The sequence below is a fragment of the Pantoea sp. 1B4 genome, from assembly GCF_016925765.1.
Taxonomy (GTDB): domain Bacteria; phylum Pseudomonadota; class Gammaproteobacteria; order Enterobacterales; family Enterobacteriaceae; genus Pantoea; species Pantoea agglomerans.
Map to the genome: position 1 here is coordinate 155,809 of NZ_JAEUWZ010000005.1, position 21,239 is coordinate 177,047.

11 protein-coding genes and 7 pseudogenes are annotated in these 21,239 nt (G+C 54.4%); 9 read left to right on the forward strand and 9 right to left on the reverse strand.

All coding sequences use genetic code 11. The features are described from left to right. Positions 1 to 4 precede the first annotated feature (4 nt). Positions 5 to 847, forward strand: a complete 843-nt coding sequence (locus JNO11_RS22230) for a transketolase (RefSeq protein ID WP_033773622.1) — start codon at positions 5 to 7, stop codon at positions 845 to 847. 1 nt (position 848) lies between these two features. Next, positions 849 to 1,859 carry a transketolase family protein gene (locus JNO11_RS22235; protein ID WP_022624574.1) on the forward strand — a complete coding sequence of 337 codons (1,011 nt, stop codon included), beginning with the start codon at positions 849 to 851 and terminating at the stop codon, positions 1,857 to 1,859. 1,146 nt (positions 1,860 to 3,005) lie between these two features. On the opposite strand, the pseudogene JNO11_RS22240 reads toward JNO11_RS22235, so the two are convergent. The 3 genes and pseudogenes from JNO11_RS22240 to JNO11_RS22250 form a co-directional block, all read right to left on the reverse strand. Then, positions 3,006 to 3,978, reverse strand: a pseudogene (locus JNO11_RS22240) (ParB family protein). A gap of 7 nt (positions 3,979 to 3,985) precedes the next feature. Next, positions 3,986 to 5,185, reverse strand: a complete 1,200-nt coding sequence (locus JNO11_RS22245) for an AAA family ATPase (RefSeq protein ID WP_010246822.1) — start codon at positions 5,183 to 5,185, stop codon at positions 3,986 to 3,988. Between the two features lie 1,809 nt (positions 5,186 to 6,994). After that, a pseudogene (locus JNO11_RS22250) lies at positions 6,995 to 7,926 on the reverse strand (RepB family plasmid replication initiator protein). Positions 7,927 to 8,385: 459 nt separating this feature from the next. On the opposite strand from JNO11_RS22250, the gene JNO11_RS22255 reads away from it, so the two are divergent. Next, positions 8,386 to 9,756, forward strand: coding sequence for an aldehyde dehydrogenase family protein (locus JNO11_RS22255; RefSeq protein ID WP_033768736.1), 1,371 nt, complete (start codon positions 8,386 to 8,388; stop codon positions 9,754 to 9,756). Positions 9,757 to 9,759: 3 nt separating this feature from the next. On the opposite strand, the gene JNO11_RS22260 is transcribed toward JNO11_RS22255, so the two are convergent. Further along, positions 9,760 to 10,938 carry an FAD-binding oxidoreductase gene (locus JNO11_RS22260; protein WP_033779975.1) on the reverse strand — a complete coding sequence of 393 codons (1,179 nt, stop codon included), beginning with the start codon at positions 10,936 to 10,938 and terminating at the stop codon, positions 9,760 to 9,762. A gap of 92 nt (positions 10,939 to 11,030) precedes the next feature. Beyond that, entirely contained in the window at positions 11,031 to 12,260 is a 1,230-nt protein-coding gene (gene zigA / locus JNO11_RS22265) for a zinc metallochaperone GTPase ZigA (RefSeq protein ID WP_010246814.1), read from the reverse strand. 119 nt (positions 12,261 to 12,379) lie between these two features. On the opposite strand from zigA, the gene JNO11_RS22270 reads away from it, so the two are divergent. Then, on the forward strand, positions 12,380 to 12,718 hold the full coding sequence (locus JNO11_RS22270; protein WP_033773632.1) for an ASCH domain-containing protein: 339 nt from the start codon (positions 12,380 to 12,382) through the stop codon (positions 12,716 to 12,718). On the opposite strand, the pseudogene JNO11_RS22275 reads toward JNO11_RS22270, so the two are convergent. Beyond that, positions 12,719 to 13,268 (reverse strand): annotated as a pseudogene (locus JNO11_RS22275) (XRE family transcriptional regulator). A 111-nt stretch (positions 13,269 to 13,379) separates the two neighbouring features. Here JNO11_RS22275 and JNO11_RS22280 point away from each other — a divergent pair. From JNO11_RS22280 to JNO11_RS22300, 5 genes and pseudogenes are all read left to right on the forward strand, one after another. Continuing rightward, positions 13,380 to 14,049 (forward strand): annotated as a pseudogene (locus tag JNO11_RS22280) (AzlC family ABC transporter permease). Beyond that, positions 14,046 to 14,370 (forward strand): annotated as a pseudogene (locus JNO11_RS22285) (AzlD domain-containing protein). The pseudogenes JNO11_RS22280 and JNO11_RS22285 overlap by 4 nt, the downstream one beginning before the upstream one ends. 107 nt (positions 14,371 to 14,477) lie before the next feature. Further along, the gene (locus JNO11_RS22290; protein ID WP_325177938.1) at positions 14,478 to 14,855 is read left to right on the forward strand and encodes a hypothetical protein; all 378 of its coding nucleotides are present in this window, start codon (positions 14,478 to 14,480) and stop codon (positions 14,853 to 14,855) included. Then, positions 14,839 to 15,381, forward strand: a complete 543-nt coding sequence (locus tag JNO11_RS22295; protein WP_325178060.1) for an alpha/beta hydrolase-fold protein — start codon at positions 14,839 to 14,841, stop codon at positions 15,379 to 15,381. Before JNO11_RS22290 ends, JNO11_RS22295 begins: the two co-directional genes overlap by 17 nt. Positions 15,382 to 15,437: 56 nt before the next feature. Further along, positions 15,438 to 16,131, forward strand: a pseudogene (locus JNO11_RS22300) (DJ-1/PfpI family protein). Here the strand turns inward: JNO11_RS22300 and JNO11_RS22305 are convergent. The 3 genes and pseudogenes from JNO11_RS22305 to JNO11_RS22315 all read right to left on the reverse strand — a co-directional run bounded on the left by JNO11_RS22305 (position 16,117) and on the right by JNO11_RS22315 (position 21,226). Beyond that, entirely contained in the window at positions 16,117 to 17,082 is a 966-nt protein-coding gene (locus JNO11_RS22305; RefSeq protein WP_010670598.1) for an acyltransferase family protein, read from the reverse strand. The pseudogene JNO11_RS22300 and the gene JNO11_RS22305 sit on opposite strands and share 15 nt — an antisense overlap. Continuing rightward, complete coding sequence (locus JNO11_RS22310) at positions 17,075 to 20,137, reverse strand: efflux RND transporter permease subunit (RefSeq protein WP_325177939.1); 3,063 nt, start codon at positions 20,135 to 20,137, stop codon at positions 17,075 to 17,077. Before JNO11_RS22310 ends, JNO11_RS22305 begins: the two co-directional genes overlap by 8 nt. Then, positions 20,137 to 21,226: pseudogene (locus tag JNO11_RS22315) on the reverse strand (efflux RND transporter periplasmic adaptor subunit). Before JNO11_RS22315 ends, JNO11_RS22310 begins: the two are co-directional and overlap by 1 nt. Positions 21,227 to 21,239 lie beyond the last annotated feature (13 nt).

Consider the following 21,239-nt stretch of genomic DNA (forward strand, 5'->3'; position numbering starts at 1 on the left):
TAATATGACTGACTCTCGTCACGCTTCACACGTGCTCTCATTGCAGCAACGAGCCACCAATATTCGCCGTCATGCCTTATTAATGGGGCAGGTTCAGGGGCAGGGATATATCGGTCAGGCGCTGGGTGCAGCCGATTTGCTTGCTGTCAGCTATTTCCACGCCATGAATTACCGGCCGGATCAACCTGAGTGGGAAGACCGCGATCGCTTCTATCTGTCGATTGGCCATTACGCTATCGCCCTTTACGCCGCCCTGCTGGAAGCAGGCGTGATACCTGAAGAGGAAAGGGAAACCTATGGGACTGATGAGAGCCGCTTGCCGATGTCCGGCATGGCTGCCTATACCCCAGGCATGGAAATAACCGGCGGTTCACTGGGTCATGGCTTAGGTATTGCTGTGGGTGCCTGTCTGGGGCTGAAACAGAAAGGCTCGCAGGCACGAGTCTATAACCTGCTTTCAGATGGTGAACTGAATGAAGGCTCTACATGGGAAGCGGCAATGTCCGCCTCACACTGGCAACTTGATAACCTGATCGCCCTTATCGACGTCAACAATCAGCAGGCTGACGGCCATAGCAGTGAGATTCTCGCTTTTGAACCCATTGTGGATCGCTGGCAGGCTTTTGGCTGGTACACCCAGCGGGTTGATGGCAACGATATCTCTGCTTTGCAGGCCGCCTTTGATGCGGCTCGCAGCTGGCCCGAACCCCAGCCGCGCGTCATCATTTGCGATACCCGAATGGGCAAAGGGGTGCCGTTTCTGGAAAGTCGTGAGAAAACCCACTTTATTCGGGTTGATGCCGATGAGTGGGACAAAGCCCTGACTGCACTTGAGCAAGGAGTCTGAGATGAGTTCACAACCGCAAAAAAAACGTCTGACCACATCCGCCATGATCGCCTCGATCGCCGCTGAAGGCCAGCCCACGGTTTCAGCTCCTTTTGGGCATGCCCTTGTCTCTCTGGCAGAGCAGCGCTCCGATGTGGTCGGGCTGACGGCTGATTTAAGTAAATACACCGATCTGCACCTGTTCGCAGAGGCTTTTCCGAAACGTTTTTATCAGATGGGCATGGCGGAACAGTTACTGATGAGCGCCGCAGCGGGCATGGCGCGTGAAGGCTTTATGCCTTTTGTCACCACTTATGCCGTCTTTGCTTCCCGCCGCGCTTATGATTTTATCTGCATGGCCATCGCCGAAGAGAATCTGAACGTTAAAATCGCCTGCGCACTGCCGGGCCTGACCACCGGTTATGGACCGAGTCATCAGGCGACTGATGACCTGGCAATCTTCCGTGGCATGCCGAACCTGACTATCATCGATCCCTGCGATGCACTGGAGATTAGCCAGGTGATACCGGCTATTGCTGAACATCAGGGCCCGGTTTATTTACGCCTGCTGCGCGGTAAGGTTCCGCTGGTGCTGGATAAATATGACTATCGCTATCAGCACGGTAAGGCTCAGCGCCTGCGCGGCGGTAAGCATGCCGTTATTATCAGCAGCGGATTGATGACCATGCGGGCGCTTGAGGCCGCTGAAGCGCTGGAGAAGCAGGGGATTGAGGTCGGTGTGGTTCACTCACCCATGATTAAGCCTCTGGATGAAGAGACCATCCTGCGTGAGGCGGGAGTAGCACTGCATCATAACCAGCTGGTTATCACCGCTGAAAATCATTCGATAACCGGTGGCTTAGGCGAAGCTATTGCCGGCCTATTAATGCGAAACCATGTGACACCGCGCTTTAAACAGATTGCGCTGCCGGATGCTTTCCTTGCAGCAGGCGCACTACCGACGCTGCATGACCGTTATGGCATCTCAACGGATGCCATGGTTAAGCAAATCACCGCCTGGCTTGAAGCCTGATTCATATCAAAACCGGGCCTGGCCCGGTTTTCTTCTGCATAGGTTCGCTGCTGCCGTGGAAGATCATCATTGCATTACGTCACTTCACATCGGTCTGATTACTGATTGCAGTGGTCAGCACTCTCTGCGCATCAGCAACTACGCTGTATGCTGATAACAGCCACTTATAACCCGGTTCAATGCCATACAGACGTTATTTCTCGCAATTCACTGCAAACAGCAGTGCAGTGAGCCATCGCCTTTTATCAGGTAGGCCGATAGGGGCTCTTCGTCCGTAAGCTGCCGATTTCATCTGCTTTACCCAATACAGTGAATCTGATGCCATGCAACTACCTTTCCGTCATGAGCAGACTGTGACAATCTTTTCGCGCTGATCAGGTTTTAATGGAGTTCCCTGCCAAAGCTGCATCTTGTATCGCACCTCTTCAAAAAAAATTTTATCGCGCAGAAAAAGTTATCCACTTTTTCTGTGGATAAGTGAGGGATAGTTTCTGAGTATCTTTTTTTCACTCTCTGTTCAGGACTTTACTGCTCTCAAGATACGCCTCTTTTCTGATCTTATCCGTTCGCCCTCAGGCCTGAAACGAGAGAGCGTTTAACTGCAGGCATGGCGATTTCAGGCTGAAATTCTTGCATCTTTTATATTAAAAACAAACAGTTAATCACGAAATATCGCTGGCGGGCTAATGTTTGGAGAAAGGCCAGGCAGAGGGTTTAGCGGAGTGTGTGAAGCCGGTACGCTGTTACTGAGGTTCAGTGGGGGTTGATTGGTCACTAATGAACCAGCCCCGGAAAATCATTACTTGCAATATTCTGACCGTCGGATGCGCGCTGACGGCGATGAGATTCATCAACGATAGCATCAGACGAAAAACGTTATCTCTGTTTATAGTGACCTGTGCGGTTTGGAAGGGGCCTGGGTATCTGGCGAAAGAGTTCAGCGAAGTGGCGATTTCATTCAGTTTTTCAGCAAGAGATAATAAAGTAATTTATTATATTTCAATAAGTTAAACAGAAAATCACCCTTTAAATTCTGGCGATTTCAGCCTGAAATTTGGGTGTCCGCCATCTCTTTTAACGACGACTCGCTACAAAAATCGAAAAAAAAGCCAGCGTTTATCGCTGGCTGATTTGAGTGCTGATGCCTTAACGGTTGAGATATTTTTTCAGGGTCTCCGCAATAACTTTATCCAGCTCTTCCTGCAACTCTTTCGACTGCCGGTTAAATTCATAACTGAACATCCGTCCGCGTACCTTTTTTACGGGCGAAGCGATCTTTATCCGCAAAAGACCAGAGCGCAGTCGCCTGGGTTTTATCTTTCTCCGGTTCTTTGATCAGAGTCTGGCTACCCTGTCGAATCAGACGCAGAATATGATTTTTAAGCTCGTCCTCGGCCAGACCTTCACGGGCACAGACCACATCAATTTCCCTGGAAATTGACTTGATCAGTGCTTCAACGCTTTGCCCGGACTCACTCAACTTGTCAGCTGCCTGTAACAACGCTTTATAGTCGGGATAGGTCAGCTCGGCGTGATTAGGAAAAAGTGAAATCAAATCTGACGGAACGCTGGCGGCCTGCAGGGCACGCGTCACTTTTGCCTGGGACAAACCCTGATTTTCAGCAATCTCCTTCTGCGACAAACCGCCATCTTTAAGTGTTAACAGACGCATCCCCACTTCGCGCAGATTGTGTTCCCGTGCCGTCTGAATATCCTGCGCCAGTCGGCGGGCTTCATCAGCGGTGATGGCCGCGTCAGTGATCAGCACGTCCAGGCCGGTTTTGCAGTAGAGTGCGGCTGCCCGACGACGTGAGCCATCGAGGATTTCGATGCGGTCATCGCGCATCACGCCAATAGCGGGAAAGAACTGCTGCAGCTTAATGGTCCGGATAATGTCGCGCAGCGAATCAGGTGTCAGGCCTGCCTGATCGCGACCGTTGGTTTCCATTGTGACAAACGTTTTGCTTTCAACGTCGCTGGCGGCAATGCGTTCAAAACGAAACAGGGCGCGTTTGCCCGTTGCCAGAACGAAAGTCTGGTTGTGCTGGCTGTCTGGTGTGTCATTTTCCAATGGAGTCTGGCTGAAGGTTCTGCCAATCGTAATTCTTTTTGCGCTCATACAAACCTCAGTTCAGGCGAATAAATTCGATACGGTCGAAGACGGCTTTAGCAAAATCTTCTGCGGCGGATCGTGCATTCTTCAACGCTTCGCTGCTGCCGACGTAGGTCGAAGGATTGGCGGAGATAACCGTATCAAAGGATTCGCCACAACGTTCGAAACCATCAAGGCGGGGAAGGGCAGCATCAAGCATGTCACCCCCAAAAATCTCTTTCGCCAGGCTATGACAGAGTTTGTGGTCCGCTTTATTGGAGAGCTTCGACATGAAGCCAATATTGCCCTGCAGCCGACAGGTCGCGCCGGAGTCTTCGATAATCGCAATCAGTTCCGGAAGACGTGTCAGGTATTTTAGTGTCGAGTGAAAGTCTACCTGAGCCGGTGGCACCGGAGTCATCAGAAGATCTGACGCTGCAATCGCATTCTTCAGGAAGGCATCAAGATGCGGGCCGCTATCGATAAAGATGAAGTCATAATCTTTTTTCAGTTTGGCAATAACGTTGTCATACAACACGGCGTGAACGTTCTGTTGCGGAAGATGCTCAGCACAAAGCTGATCCCAGCTTGAGGCGATAAAGGCGTCATCAATCGATGCAGGCAGCACATCCACACCCGGAATGATCGACGGAACGATAAACTCGTTGACCAGCTCATCTCGTGAGACATTCTGCAGCATTGCCTGCGCCGCAGTCGCTTCCACCAGCCCGACGGAGCGCTCGTGGTTCAGAAACATGGTTGCTGAGGACTGCGGATCAAGGTCGATAACCAGGATGCGCAAATCTTCAAAAAGCAGATGGGGATGTGCGCGCAACGCATGTGCCAGCGAGACGGTTGAAACCGTTTTGGAGACACCGCCCTTCAGATTACCGACAAACAGGGTGTAAGCGTCACTATGGCGATCGCGATACTTCGGCACGCCACGATGATGATAGATATCGATAATATTCTGAATCGACATAGCATATTTAACGGAAGAACCGGCCGCACGTTTATCAAATTGATAACCGCTCTCTTCCATCTCATTGACTGCGTAATCCACACTGGCTCGGGTCAGTTTGGGCAACTTTGCCAGCGCCGCTTTGGCATAGACCTGATAGTAGGTATTTTCATGCAGTTCCTGCTTTTGCGCCTGAATTTGCTCGGTGAGACTTAGCAGCATGCGTTCTGAACGCTGCGCAACCTTCATCACCTGCTTGTCATCATTAGCCATAGTTGCTCCAAACATGTAGGATTTATGACTTTATACAGAAATCCTGCACGTGAGGCAATAAATTATCTTCTCAACATAATCTCCGTTTTTATGTAACCACACGGGTTTTGGTGAGCTTCATCACATTATTTCGTCTGGCCGAATATATTTTGCAGGTTAATTGCGGTAAGCATTCACTGTAATCAGTAGAACATTCACTGTAGTGAGCAAACAGGTTTAAAAAATCATCAGCCAAACCGGGTACATTGAGCGGGAAAGGGGAGAACACAGAAGACGAACCTTGAGATCAAACGTTCACTGCAGTCAGTAAAGCTTGTGTCTCATTCGGTGAAGTTATGGAGCAGGCGAAAGAGCGATGGATACATTGATAAATGGATTTCAGGCAGTGACTGCAGGTTGCTGTGCTGATCTTTGCCACTGCATCACTTCAACATTCACTATAGTCAGTAGCGTTTTACGTGTTCAGCTCTGTGAAGAGCAACGTTCACTGTAATCAGTAAACTTGCCGATCAGGAGCCAGAAGAGGGAGCAGGGCAGAGTAAACGTTCACTGTAGTCAGTAAGGATGGGTTGAAAAATCCTCATCGGATGATAAAAGCATCGGAATCTGGAGAGGGAATATACACCGGCAACGTCACAACCGATTCTGTTCTGCGATACAGAAGCGTAAAAGCCCATAAACGTTCACTGTAATCAGTAAATCCAGAAAGCAGTAAACATTCACTATAGTCAGTAACATCACAAACAGAAGAGGGATTAGAAGGAGAACAGCCGCGCAAACATTCACTGTAGTCAGTAGTTCCTGGTTAGCAGTAAGTAGACAGAAGCGATTCTGTTCTGCATCAGCGCGTGCCGACAGGGTCGTAATATGAGTCAGTAGATAGCAGTAAGAAGACAGAGGCGATTCCGTTCTGCATCAGTGTGTGCCGAGTGGTCGTGAGTCATGAAGTGACCAGACCTTGCGAGCAACGGCTTCTTCTGTCGCCCTTCAGCCAGTCATGCACCAGCCCCGTATCGTATACATCAGCAATGCCGTCAGCAGGTTTACTTTAACGTTCACTGTAATCAGTAGAATGCACGATGCCTTCAGGTACACCGCAGCAAACATTCACTGTAATCAGCAGAACGTTCACTGTAATCAGTACAAGATTAGCATCCCGCCATGGCAGTTATGACTCGACTCAGACCGGGCATCTGGCAACAACATTCACTGTAATCAGTAGCGATTCGGAAAGCCGTTAAAGAGATTCAATGGTGAGGCGAAGGTAGCGCCCATCAACAAACATTCACTGTAATCAGTAACAGTGTCACGCTGTTCTCTATGGTTACGTGTGTCATTCAGTTCATACGTATCATGTGAATCACGCTGAGCAGACCCCTCATGGTAAACCGCATCCAACCCTGATTTGCTGGCCAGCCAGTAATGCTCTTTGAGAACAGGGCAGAGCAAAGGCATTCACTGTAGTCAGTAAAAAAGGATTCACTGTAATCAGCAGAGAGAGGCTTAGCCAACCGAAGTCAGGGCATTCACTGTAATCAGTAAACACAGTATAATTGAGTGCTAACCAATATGAGAGTAAGCACTAACTTACTTATAAGCCCTTGTTATCAGGCGCATTGAAGGGGGGGTAGGGTCTGAACACACTTTTGCACGGCGGCCCGGTTACTGATTACAGTGAACGTTACTGATCACAGTGAATCCCTGGGGAGTACTGATTACAGTGAATGAAGAGTGGATGGCGCAATGTCACCGGTGACGCAGAAAGTGACACTGCCACGCAGGAATACTGATTACAGTGAACGTGAGGGGTTAATCATCAAACTCGATCTCATCCAGCGAATCGATGCTCTCCAGATTACTGATGCCATCAAGCTTAGGCGTACGGCTGTGGATAATAAAAAAAGACTGAGCGGCCACGCTTCACTTCTGAGTATTCCAGATAACCGATCTCTTTCAGCTGCTCCATCGCGCGCCGCACGACATGGTTCTGCGTGGTGGTCTTAGAGCCGAGGTTCAGGCGCATACGCAGGCGTGCAAGCGAGATAGGCGCCGGATTGGTTGGCAGGCTTTCCAGGAAAGTGTAAAGCGCCTGCGCAGACTCTTTACGCTTCAGACGGGATATTGCACGGAGCTGAAGCAGGACCTTGTGGTCGAAGTTATAGAGTTCGAACAGCTTGGGGTCGGCCTGGATGCGCACAATATCTTTTTCGCGATCGTAATAAGCAGACTGAACAAGGTGGGTGTGATAGGCCTTGCCGTTGCCTTCAAAAGAGAGCGTATTAGTCGCGATACGGCGCAGAGAGGCATCAAGACGCTTGCGCAGGGCAGCTGAAGAGTTGGCAGAGGGAATGCCACACATCTTCACAAAATCGATAAACGGCAGCGTGACGGTATCGCCTTTGGTCGGATAGCGGGAAAACGATTGAATAATACCCGCCCAGGTTTTGAAATCGTTATCCATATCCAGCCGCGCGCCGGTAATGGTAATCTTTTTCGTAGCCTTCCGCTTTCACCAGCGTCAGATTCTTCAGCTCTTTCGTCGCATCCGTTGATGCCATAGCACCGGATTTACCGCGTGCAGTAGATTTCAGCGTCGGCACGAACAGCCCAAGACGCATTAAAGCGACAGGCTGAACGGTATTATTCTTGTTGGGATGAAGCTGAATAACTTCACCGCTGTTTTTTGTCACTGACAGAAAAGGTTCAAGTAACGCTTTGTTTTCGTTGTCTTTATCTGCCATGGCGTAAGATCTTCATTCTGTGGATGAAAGGGATCGTTTTCTGACTACAGTGAACATTAGCACTGTTTACAGTGAACATTCTACCTGGTACAGTGAATAAAGTACTGATTACAGTGAACACTTTACTGATTATAGTGAACGCGATCACCCTTTCAGCCCTTGTGGGGTGCGGCCTGCGACGATCGGGGATCTCTTAGGATCTCTATATGATCTATTAAGGATCGTTTATTAGGATCTGGTCACTGTATAAGTGGAAAACTTAAGGCGTAACATCATTTTCAGACGTGTTGACCACCAGCAAAAACTGGCCCGCAATCTGCCCACTGCCTGACCGACTAATAGGTCATAGCTGCATTCATTCTCAATCAATAAACAACTTCCTCACTATTATTCATTTTTCATCATCAACTACAGCGCGTATCGTCTCTCCATCACTGACAGAATGAGGAAAACGGCACCATGACTGAACATGCCTTATCACGTAACCCTACAACTGGTGAAATTCTGGCACGCTATCCTTTGCAGAACAGTGCAGAGCTGGAACAGACACTGACTGAAAGCGCATCTGCTTTTGCAGCATGGAAACAGAGCACCATGACGGACCGCATTCGCGTATTGCGTCAGCTTGGCGAACAGATCCGTCTGCGTGAGCAGGATCTTTCCCGCATGATCACCCTGGAGATGGGTAAACCCATTGCACAGGCACGCGCTGAAGTTCTGAAATGCGCTAACTTATGCGACTGGTATGCGGAACATGGCCCTGCAATGCTGGCCGATCAGCCTACGCAGATTGCCGATGCGTGGCAGCGATTCCGTCCCATCGGGGTGATCCTGGCTGTAATGCCATGGAATTTCCCCTTGTGGCAGGTTCTGCGGGGCGCAGTGAGTATGTTGCTGGCAGGCAACACCTATCTGCTCAAACACGCGCCTAACGTCATGGGAAGCGCCACACTGATGGCTGAGCTGTTCAGGGCAACTGATCTGCCTGCTGGCGGCTTTAACCTGATCAACGTTGACAACGATGGTGTCTCCGTAGCCATCAAAGATGACCGCATTGCCGCCGTTGCCGTTACCGGAAGTGTCCGGGCTGGCGCCGCGATCGCTGCACAGGCGGGCGCAGCACTTAAGAAAACCGTGCTGGAGCTGGGTGGATCCGATCCCTTTATCGTGCTGGCGGATGCCGATCTTGATGAAGCGGTTAAATCAGCCGTTATTGGACGTTTCCAGAATACCGGGCAGGTGTGTATGGCTGCCAAACGCTTTATTGTGGAAGCTCCGATCGCTGAAGAATTTGAAAAACGCTTCACTGCCGCGGTCCAGGCACTCACCATGGGCGATCCGCTGGATGAAAATACCTTCCTGGGCCCGATGGCACGCGCCGATCTGCGTGACGAACTGGATGGACAGGTAAAGGCCACGCTGCGTGAAGGTGCACGTCTGGTACTGGGCGGCGAGAAAGTGGCAGGGCAGGGTAACTACTACGCGCCGACCATTCTCGCTGATGTCACCAGCGACATGACCGCGTTCAGGCAGGAGCTATTTGGCCCGGTAGCCGCTATTGCGGTCGCCAGGGATCCACAACATGCGCTGGAGATCGCCAACGACAGCGAATTTGGCCTCAGCGCCACCGTCTGGAGCGGTAATGAAGAGATAGCCGATCGTCTGGCGCTCCAGCTGGAAGTCGGTGCTGTGTTTATTAATGGCAACGGCGCGTCCGATCCGCGCGTTACCATCGGTGGTGTGAAGAAAAGCGGCTACGGCCGTGAGCTGTCGCACTTTGGTGTGCACGAATTCTGTAACGTGCAGACCGTGTGGAAGAATCGTCGCTAGTGTTTACTGTGCCGACGGAAGATAAGCGGGCGCTGTTTTAGCGACCGCACTGAGCGGACGCAGCAACCGATGCGGTGCAAACGCACTCAGCATTGGTGAGCCTGTGCCGCTCAGCATCTCCTCAGCCACCAGCCTGCCCAGCAATGGGGCAAGTGTCATGCCGCTATGGCTTACCATCAGATAAACGCGTGCTGACTCGCTGATGTAGCCTAATGCCGGCAAGCCATCTGCCGGACGCGACCGCTGTCCTGTTTCAATCCGCTCAATTCTCGCGCCTTCCGTGTTTCTAAACAGCCGCCGCAATCGACGCAGCATCTCTTTGCCAATCAGTCCATCTGGCGAGACCGGCCGCGCCGGATCGGCATGCTGATCCAGATCCAGCGCCTGCAGCATCAGACGGCCACCGCCATCCGGCCGCACATTCAGTTCCGGGGTGATCAGATTGCATTTAAGTGGGATCGGCAGAGGCTGGGTCTGCGCCAGAAAACTGCAGGCAACAGGATCGGCTCGATTCGCATCGGTCATCGCCAGTTCAAGCCCGCACTGACTTATCAGTTCCGGTGCCCAGCGGCCGGTCGCCAGTACCAGCTGATCGCCGCGCCATTCATCACCACTGGCCAGCGTAAGATGGACATCCTGCGCCGATTCAGTGAGCGTCGTCACTTCATTGTTGCAGACCAGCTGCCCGCCACTGGTACGCAGGTCTGCCAGCAGAGAGGCGATAAACAGGCTCGGATAAAGCAGACACTCCGACGGGAAAGACCAGGCGTGCTGAACGCGGGGATCAAGCCGCAACTCGGGCATTGCACCCAGAAGTGCGGCGCGGCTACGTTTCTCTACGGGGTAATCGAGCGTCGTAAGCTTTGCTGCGCGCTGCGCCAGCTGGCGCAGGGATGATTCATCGGCCGCCCACTCAAGCGTGCCGGTTTCCAGCAGCCATCGGGGTGATGCAGGATGGCTTGCCTGCCAGCGCTTGTGCTCGTCTATCGCATGGGCATTAAGATCATGGTAGCTGGTGGGTTCTTTGCCGTTGGCATTGACCCAGGCATAGCTGATCTGACTGGTTCCGCTGCCAGGATAGTTTTTATCGAAGACGGTGACCTGTGCGCCCCGTCGCGACAATGACTGCGCGACGGCTAAACCCAGCACGCCTGCACCGATTACGGCAATACGTTGTGGCATATCTGGTCTCTCCTGAACAGGGATTAGTGGAAAACTGCTACCCGCCGGTTCGTTTACTATTGCGAAGTCAAAGAAGTACGTCAACCGCAGCGTCAGGCGGTGGTTTCATCGAACCATGCGGGCACCGGATCGGCCAGGGTGATCCACTGTTCAGGCCCCGCAGCCATCTCCTGTGGTGTCAGCAGCGCATGATCCAGCGCGGCACGGACGCTCTTCTCGTCCATCTCAATGCCGATAAAGACCAGTTCCTGGCGCGCATCGCCGGTACCTTCCTGCCACTGTTCAGCGATAAAGTTGAGCGAATCTGCATCCTGTGGCCATTCAGTTCGCGGCACGCTGACCCACCAGCGCCCGGCATAACCCTGACGTGCCACCGCGCCCGCCTGCGACCACATCGCGGCATATTCCGGCCGACTGGCCAGCCAGAAGTAGCCTTTAGAGCGGATAACGCCGTCAAGCTGGTGGTTTACTGCATGCCAGAAACGCTGCGGATGGAACGGACGACGGGCGCGATAGACAAAGTTACGAATGCCATACTCCTCCGATTCCGGCTGATGCTCACCGCGCAGGGTCTGCAGCCAGCCGGGTGCCTGCGCTGCCCGGTCAAAATCAAACCGGCCGGTATTCAGCAGGCAGTCTAGCGGAACCTGCCCAAACTCACTGTTCACAATAAGCGCGTGCGGATTAAGCGCCTGCAGCATGCCCTTCAACTGGTGCAGCTGCGCCGGGCTGAGCAGGTCCGTTTTGTTCAGCACCAGCAAATCACAAAACTCAATCTGATCCACCAGCAGATCAACCACTGAGCGCTCATCCTGCGCGCCCAGCGATTCGCCACGTGATTGCAGATCATCGGCTGAACGATAATCGCGCAGGAAGTTAAAGCCATCGACCACGGTGATCATACTGTCCAGCCGGGCATAGGCTGACAGACTTTCACCCGCTTCATCTTCAAACGTAAAGGTTTCGGCAACCGGCAGCGGTTCAGAAATGCCGGTAGACTCAATCACCAGGTGATCAAAACGCCCGGCCTGAGCCAGACGTTTTACCTCCAGCAGCAGATCTTCACGCAAAGTGCAGCAGATGCAGCCGTTACTCATTTCGACCAGCTTTTCATCGGTGCGGGAGAGCTGCGCACCGCCATCGCGCACCAGTGCAGCGTCAATATTAATTTCAGACATATCATTGACGATCACCGCGATCCGCCGTCCTTCGCGGTTGTTCAGAATATGATTAAGCAGGGTAGTTTTACCGGCACCGAGAAAGCCGGAGAGAACGGCAACCGGCAGACGGGGATCGTCGGATGTCAGAGCAGAGAGTGTCATGATGTTACCTGTAAGAACGGGATTATAGATACGTTATAACATAACATTGGTGAGTTTGTTTTCAACCCGGATTTGTGTTTTTGTTTCGGGTATCAATGAGCGTTTAAAAGGGAGTGGAAATGCAACAACTCACGCTTGTCCCGCGTCTGATGCCAGCCGTCAGGTCCGGAGAGAAAACCTCGACGATTCGCTGGCAGGAGGGCGATATCACTATGGGTCCGCTGAGACTGGTGAATCAGCACGATGAAACGGACGCGGTAATCGTGTGGGTGAAGCAGGTCGACACGCTGCGCTTAAGCGAAGTCGCCGCGACACAGGGGAAACAGGAGGAATGGCCAGATGAGGTGCTGCTGGAAGGGATGCGCGAGCACTATCCGGAGATCAGGCTGAGCAGTGAGGTGCAGCTAATCACTCACCTCACGCCCGCAGAAACCCTGCAGAAGCTCACTAAACAGTGATCAGCTGTGCTCAATCACCAGCAGCGCCATCGTATCGGCTTCCAGCGCCCGAAAGATATGCAGCTCATCGCCCGGATAGGTAATGTAATCCCCCCACATCCAGCTCCACCGCACTGTCGACCGGGCCCACCAGCGCACGCCCTTTAGCGATAATAATATGCTCAATGGTATTGGGGATATGGGGCTGGGAAATGCGTTCGCTGCCGGGCTGAACTTCCAGCAGATAGATATCACGCCGAACGCCGGGCGGGCAGGAGGCCAGCAAAACGGCCTGATAATCGGCAAGATCGGCGGTAACCGTCAGGCCCTCTCCACGCCGAATCACCTGCAGACGACGCGCATCCGGCTCCAGCAGACGTGAAAATGGAATGTTCAGTGTTACGCAAAGCGACCACAGGGTTTCAATGCCCGGATTGCCATTACCCGCTTCCAGCTGTGACAGCGTAGATTTAGCGATCCCTGCGCGGCGCGCCACTTCAGCCAGTGAAAGACCGGCTCGCTGGCGTTCACGTACTAAGGCATTGGCAATAATGCTGATAGGGGTATTCAAACGCACTCCTGATAACCTGAATGTTTTTTATATCGAACATAACGTTCATCTTGTAAAACGTTTTCGCAGTGTTCATTATATCGGATTATATGTTCATTATGAGACAGAGTGATGCTTTTTCCGCAAATGCAGTTGCTGGACAAAGGGGTGATCAAAGCGATTTTTCTGGTCTGCCTGGCTGATGGAATTGTTGGTTTATCCTATGGCTCGCTGGCGTCGGCCGACGGGTTTCCGCTCTGGGTGCCGCTGGCGCTCTCAACGCTGGTGCTGGCGGGGGGCGTCGGAGTTCCTGTTTATCGGCATTGTGGCCGGTGGCGGCAGTCCATTTACCGCCGCCGCAGCGGGCCTGCTGGTAAACGCACGTCATTTGCCGTTTGGCATCGCGGTCAAGGATCTGGTGGGGCAGGGTCCGTCAGGCTGGCTGGGCTGTCACATCATGAACGATGAAAGTGTGGTGTTTGGGATCTCTCAGCCGCAACTGGCGCAGCGCCGCAGTGCTTACTGGCTGTGCGGTATCGGTATCGGCTTGATATGGCCGGTCAGCGTCATGATCGGGGCAGCAATCGGGCAGTTTATTCCTGATGTCTCGGTGATCGGACTGGATGCGGTGTTTCCGGCGATCCTGATTGCCCTGATCTTCCCGGCGCTGCGCCAGCGACGCACCCGGATCCCCGCGACCGTCGGCGCGCTGCTCTCCTTGCTGGCGACGCCACTGGTTCCGGCGGGCATGCCGGTGCTGTTTTCACTGCTGGGCCTGCTGACATGGAGATCGCGCAAATGACACATCAGGGAATGATTATCGCCGGGATTGCCCTGCTGGCTGCCGGAACCTATCTTATGCGGTTTGCAGGCGTCAGGCTGGGAAACCGTCTGCCGATCAGCGAGCGCACCCAGCAGATGCTCTCCGACGCCGCCACGATATTGCTGCTGGCGGTAGCGGCCACCACCACGCTGTTTGAAGGCCAGCATTTTGCCGGTGTGGCACGGGTGGCGGGCGTGGGCTTTGCCCTGTTGCTGGCGTGGCGTCGTGCGCCGCTGATTATGATTATTCTGGGGGGCGGCGGCGATGACGGCGCTGTTGCGTTTTCTCGGCGTGCCCTGAGGATGTCATTAACCCCGGCAAAAGCGGGGATGATATCGCAGTGAAAATTTGTCAGGATGGCACTCTCTCAGGCGTGATTAGCCCGATAACCTTGCAGGGATTGCTGAATGAACACTATCCGTATCTGTTTCCTCCTGATGCTGCTGACCGTGATGACAGCCGGTTTAACCGCCGTTCCGGCCATTGCCCGACCCGATATGCGTCCGCTGGGCAAGAACATCGCCGACACAGGTTCCGCCTGGTATCGCTTCCAGAGTAAAAAGTTTGTCTCACAGGATGGGGAACGGCACTATCGGGTGTGGCTTGCTATCCCCAAAAGCGATGCGCCGCCAGGCGGCTATCCGGTGCTCTGGCTACTGGATGGCAATGCGGCGATGTCACATTTGACAGAACCTCTGCTTAAAAAGCTGAGCAGCGGCACGCCGCCAGTGCTGGTCGCGGTGGGTTACGACACCCATTTGCCCTTTGATGTGGGGGGCGCGTAATTACGACTACACCCCACCCAATGATGCGCCTGATACTCTGGTTACTCAGCCTCATGGCCGCAAAGGCGGAGGCAGCCATCAGTTTCGTCAGCTGCTGCTGAACACAATTGTCCCGTGGGCAGAACGCCTTGCGCCCAGTAATCCGCAGCGGCGTGCGCTCTGGGGTCACTCCTACGGCGGACTGTTCGTGCTGGATACCTTCTTTCATGCCGCCTGGTTCAGCCATTATTTTGCGGCCGCTCCCTCGCTGAGCTGGAATCATCAGCGCATTCTTACCCTGGCCCGACGCGCCGACGCCGGACCGCTAAAACATTTGTCGCTCTATCTGATGGAGGGCGATGGCATCACCGAACGCCGAACCGGCCACTCTGACGATCTTCAGCAGGAAGAGCGTGCGCTTACCGACATCCTGCGCCCGAGCGGTGCCAGACTGATTCTGACGCGTTATCCCGGTCAGAGTCACGGCCAGATATTACCCTCATCGCTGGTGGATACGCTGGAAATAGTTTCCGGTAGCCGGGATTGATATCTGACCGGGCATCGCGGCATGATGGCGTTTCATCACCTGCCCGGAGTTCACGCATGAATCGTCCGCTACAGATTGGTCTTTTGCTGTTCCCTGATGTCACTCAGCTCGACTTAACCGGCCCGTGGGAGGTATTTGCGCGCACGCCTGGTGTCGAATGCCATCTCATCTGGAAAGATCTTCAGCCGGTGCGTTCCGATCGCGGCCTGTCGATATTGCCGACCACTACGTTTGCAGGTTGTCCGCCACTGGATGTGATCTGTGTGCCTGGCGGGCCGGGACAGATCGCCCTGATGTCGGATGACGTCACGCTGAATTTCCTTCGTCAGCAGGCCGAACAGGCGAAGTGGGTTACGTCGGTCTGTACCGGTTCGCTGGTGCTGGGGGGCCGCCGGACTGCTAAAGGGATATCGTGCGACCTCGCACTGGAGTTCCATCGATCAGCTGGCACTGCTGGGCGCGGAGCCGGTCAGTCAGCGGGTGGTGCGCGACCGCAATCGTATCAGCGGCGCAGGCGTGACCTCTGGTATCGATTTTGCCCTGACGCTGGTGGCAGAAATTGCGGGTGACGCGGTGGCGAAATCGGTTCAGCTGCAGATGGAATATGATCCTGAACCGCCGTTTACCAGCGGTTCGCCGCATACCGCATCGCCACAGGAAGTGGAGCAGGCGCGGGCGAAAATGGCTGAGTTTCTTGCCACTCGTCGTGCGGCAACCGAACGAGCCGCCCTGCGACTACAGGCTGATTAGCTTACTGACGCCGGGGATGCGCAACAGCAGCAGTGACAGCGCCATTGAGAAGATTAACGTCAGGGCGATGACCAGCAGTTTATCGCCCAGCGTCTGGATGCGGATTGCCGCCGCCAGCAGGCCAAAAATCAGATAGTGCAGGATATAGACGCCGGTCATGGTCTTCCCCAGGGTCGTCAGAAACGGCGTCAGCCACTGGACTTTTTCCGGCAGGCGAATGGCGTTAATGCTGATCACAATCAGCACCACCAGCAGATAAACCTGCGAGCCCGTCAGCACCACATCGTTATGGGTCGCCAGAAAGCGCGCAAGAAAGTAATGACGCTCATACAGCCACGTAAAGAGATAAACCGCGGGCAGCAGCAGCAGGCTGATCTTTATCACTCTGGGTGATGTCAGCAACTGCATCACGCGCGGCGCGGCCATCAGCCGACCCGTGAGGTAGTAGAGCACCCAGGTCCAGATTCGGTATTGCGGCAGCAGCGAAAAGGCCCGCTGGCCCGGGTAGAGGCTGGCGAGCAGGTCATAGGCAAAAGCTAACACCAGCAGCAGTAAAATCCCCGATGCCATCAGCCCAGGCCGCTGAATGAGTCGGTCAATCAGCGGATGCGACACATAAATCACAATCAACGCAATTACAAACCACGGCTGAATCAGATAGCCCTTATGATGCATCCCGGCAAACCAGAAAAAGCTGAACCAGAAGATAAAAATCAGCAGAATGCGGCGAATTTTGCCGAGCTGCCACGCGGGCGTATGCAGCTCACCGGCGTCGATATAACCGCTGAGCAGAAAATAGAGCGGCGTGGCGATCGTCGAAACAAAACTCAGCACGTTCAGCGTCAGATTAATGTCGTAATGGTAGCTGTCGTAGCTCTGGTAAAGCGTGAAAAACGAGACGGCGGTGATACAGGCCAGCGTCTTCAGCATTGCCAGTCCGCTCTTATTCACCGTGCGCCTCCCGACCATGGAAGCAACGATAGATGACCGGCAGCACCAGCAGGGTCAATACTGTCGCGAACCCGAGGCCAAAAATAATGACCACCGCCATGCTCTGGAAAAAGACGTCGCGCAGCAGCGGCAGCAGGCCCAGCACCGTGGTGAAGGCGGTCAGCAGAATAGGACGCAGACGTGAGGTCGCCGCATCAATAATCGCCAGCTGCAGCGATTTCTCCTGCCGGAACAGCCTGATCTCCTCAATCAGCACGATCCCGTTACGGATCAGCATGCCCGACAGGCTCAGCAGCCCAATCAGCGCCATAAAGCCAAACGGAATACCGGTGAACAAAAAGCCACAGGTGACGCCAATCAGCGCCAGCGGCACGGTGATCCAGATAGCGACGGCGTCGCGCAGCGAGTTAAACATCAGCACGGTAATGATGAACATCGCCAGGAATCCCACCGGCAGCGAACTCAGCAGCCCGCTCTGCGCTTCACGTGAACTCTCCAGCTCACCTCCCCATTCAAGCCGGTAGCCCGCCGGGAGTTTAAGCTGGTCGATCTGTGGCTGAACCCGTGCCACCACCTGTGCGGAGGTTAACCCTGAAGCGGGATCGGGATCGGTCTGCACTGTCAGCACGCGCGTACGATCGCGGCGCATAATCAGCGGATTCTCCCACTCCAGCCGGAAGTCAGAAATCACATTGCTCAGTGGCACAAAGTGCTGCAGGGCGGCGCTCCACAGCTGAATATTCTCGATGTGATCGACACTCTGCCGCTCTTCATCAGCCGGATAGAGCATCACCGGCATCAGCCGCGAACCGTCACGGAAAATGCCCACCGCGTCACCGCTGAAATTCATTCTCAGCGCCTGATCGATGTCACGTTTATCGATACCCAGTTCCTGACCACGCAGCGCCGAATAGGCCGGGCGGATCACTTTGCTGCGCTCCTGCCAGTCATTGCGAACCGGAAACGTTGAGCCATCCGCCAGGAAAATGGCATCCAGCTGGCTGCCGATGTGGCGCAGCACTTCGGGATCGGGGCCGATCACCCGCAGGGCAATGGCGCTGTCACTGGCGCTGCCAAACTGGATACGTTTGATGCGCTGATTCACCTGTGGGAAGTTCTGCTCAATATAGGCCTCGGTTTTCAGCGCCAGCGCATCAAGCTGTCGGCCATCCTTAACCCGCACCATAATCTGGGCGAAGTTGCTGTACTGCCGTGCCGCGTCGTAGGTCAGGGTAAAGCGCAGAGCGCCCTGGCCCACCGTCGTGACCGTGGCTGCGACCTCAGGATCCTGATTAATAAACCGGGCAATGTCCGCCGCCGTATTCGCGGTGTAATGAATATCGGTGCCATAGGGCAGCCAGAGATCGGTGAAAAAGACCGGCGTGCTGGAGGAGGGGAAAAAGTTCTGCTTCACGAGTGTAAAGCCATATAGCGACAGAGCCAGCAGTGCCACCATTACCGTCAGCGTGGTCAGGCGGAAACGCAGCAGGCCGCCCAGCGCCTGACGATAGAGCCGGAATACGATGCCCTGATAAGGCGTGGAGGGTTCGGTTTGCTCAGGCTGAGCCGTGCTGCGGCGCTTCTCACTCCAGTTGATAAACACCGGCGTTAAGGTCAGCGCCGTGACCCAGCTCAGCATCAGTGAAATCAGCAGCACCTGGAACAGCGATTTACAGTATTCGCCGGTCGAATCCTGCGACAGGCCAATCGGTGCAAAGGCGAGAATCGCAATCACCGTGGCACCCAGCAGCGGCAGGGCAGTGCGCCGCACCATGCGGGTAATGGCCTGCTGTAAAGGGTGCCCGCGCTGATGATCGATTTTGACCCCTTCGACCACCACAATGGCATTATCCACCAGCATACTGAGCGAAATAATCAGCGCGCCCAGCGACACCCGCTGCAGCTCAAGTTTAAACAGGTACATGATCAGGAGTGTGCCAAGCACGTTAAGCGCCAGCGAGGCGGCAATCACCATGCCGCTGCGCAGGCCCATAAACAGCAGCAGCGTTCCCACCACAATCGCCAGCGCCATCAGGAAATTGAGGATAAAGCCATCAACCGACTGTTTCACCTCATGGGCCTGGTTATAGAACACCTTCAGGCTGATACCGGCGGGCGTATCCTGCTGGTAGTGCGCCATTCGGGCGGAAAGCGCGTCGCCAACATCAATCACATTGACGCCGGGCGCGAACGAAATGCCGATAGCCAGAGCCGCTTCACCGTCTGCAAAGTAGATATTGGCGGGATTGTCGGTAACGCCACGCGTCAGGGTGGCGATATCGCGCAGATGCACGTTCTGTGGGTTGCCAGCGGGCAGAATCGGCAGATTAGCCAGATCGTCCAGCGTCTGCAGTTCGCCGGTGGGATGAAAACGGATCGATTCGCTGTCGACCCTCAGCGTTCCGGCACTGGCAACGCTGTTATTCCGGCTCAGCAGATCGGCGACGCGCTGCGGCGTCATACCATAGGCGGTCATTTTGCTGGCGGAGAGAGCGATGCGGATCTCCTCCTGCTCGACGCCCGCTACTGCAACTTTAGCCACACCCGGCACCAGCACCAGATCGCGCCGCAGCTGATCGGCATAGTTGCGCAGTTCGCTGTTGGTAAAGTCTTTACCGTGAATGACGAAGAAGTAGCCGTAAACATCGCCGAAATCATCGTTAACCAGCGGGGCCTGAACGCCAGGCGGGAACTGCCGGGCCGCATCGCCGACCCGACGACGTAACTCATCCCAGATTTGCGGCAGCTGATCGGCCAGATAGCGGGTATGAATATTAACGGTAATCTGCGACAGGCCATTGCCAGAAATGGAGGTGACATTGTCCAGCGACGGCAGGCGCTGCAGCGCATTCTCCAGCGGCAGCGTTACCTCCTCTTCAACCTGCTGTGCGGACGCGCCGGGATAGTGGGTGACAATAACCGCCGACTTAATGGTAAACAGCGGATCTTCGAGGCGGCCAATGTTGAGCAGCGCATAGATGCCGCCCACGCCCAGCAGCAGAATGACCATCCAGATGCGAATGGGTTTATCAAGAAAATGCTCCTGAATACGCATTATAAACCCCGCTCGCGCTGCCAGATGCGCACCGCTTCACCGTCGCGCAACTCACCCACACCGGCGGCAACGATACGGTCGCCCGGCTTCAGCCCGCTGATGATTTCTATGCCCTGGGCGGTGAGACGGCCCACTTCGACAGGTCGATCTTTGATGCGCAGCGCCTCACCATCCTGCTCAACCAGCCAGACGTGCGGTTGATTGGTGGGGCTGCGATCGGGATTGAACACTGCCGCCGCAGGCACGACCAGACGCGGCTGGGCAGGGGCATTCGGCAGGTTATGCAGCCTGACGCGCACCGATCCGCTGAGGCCGGCAACGCCAGGGAGATCAGCCGGACGCGGCATGGTCAGCACCACCTGATAGGTCAGCGTGGCGGCATCCGTCTGGCTGGTATGCTCTTTATATTGTGCGGTGAAAAAGCGGCCTGGCAGGGCGTTAAACTGCACCTCAGGCTGATAGTCAATATTCTGGATATCGAGGCTGGTGAAGAGGGTTTCGGGCAGCGTAAAGATGACGTCGAGCAGATCGGCACGGGTCAGCAGCGCAATGGGCTGTCCGGCGGCCACGACCTGATGATTACGCGCCTGTACCCTTGCAATCACGCCATCAAACGGCGCGCGAAGGCTAAGAAACTGTAACTCCTCCTGTGCGATTTTCAGCGCAGTCGCGGCGGCATCGCGATTAGCACGCTGCACATCCATTTCAGACTTTGAAACGGCGCTGCGCTGGGCCAGCGTATTGAAGCGCTGAAATTGTCGCTCCGCCAGTTGCAGTGCAGTCTGGCGGTCGCGTACCCGTAGTTTCGCATCTGCATCATTCAGGGTAGCGAGAAGCTGTCCCGCTTTCACGGGCGTTCCGTCACGAATATCAAGCTGTACCAGCTGGCCTGCCCGTTTAAACGCAAGATCGGTATTATCACCCGCCTGAATACGCGCAGGAAATATCCGGATATTTTGAGCGATGTCCGACTCAAGGGTGAAAACTTTAATTACGCGGGGCGGGGGGAGCATCCGGTTCTTTTTTTTCATCGCACGCTGTCATAAAAAAACAACAGAGCAAAATGAGGATAACCTTGCGTTTAATCATTTTCTTCGCCTTA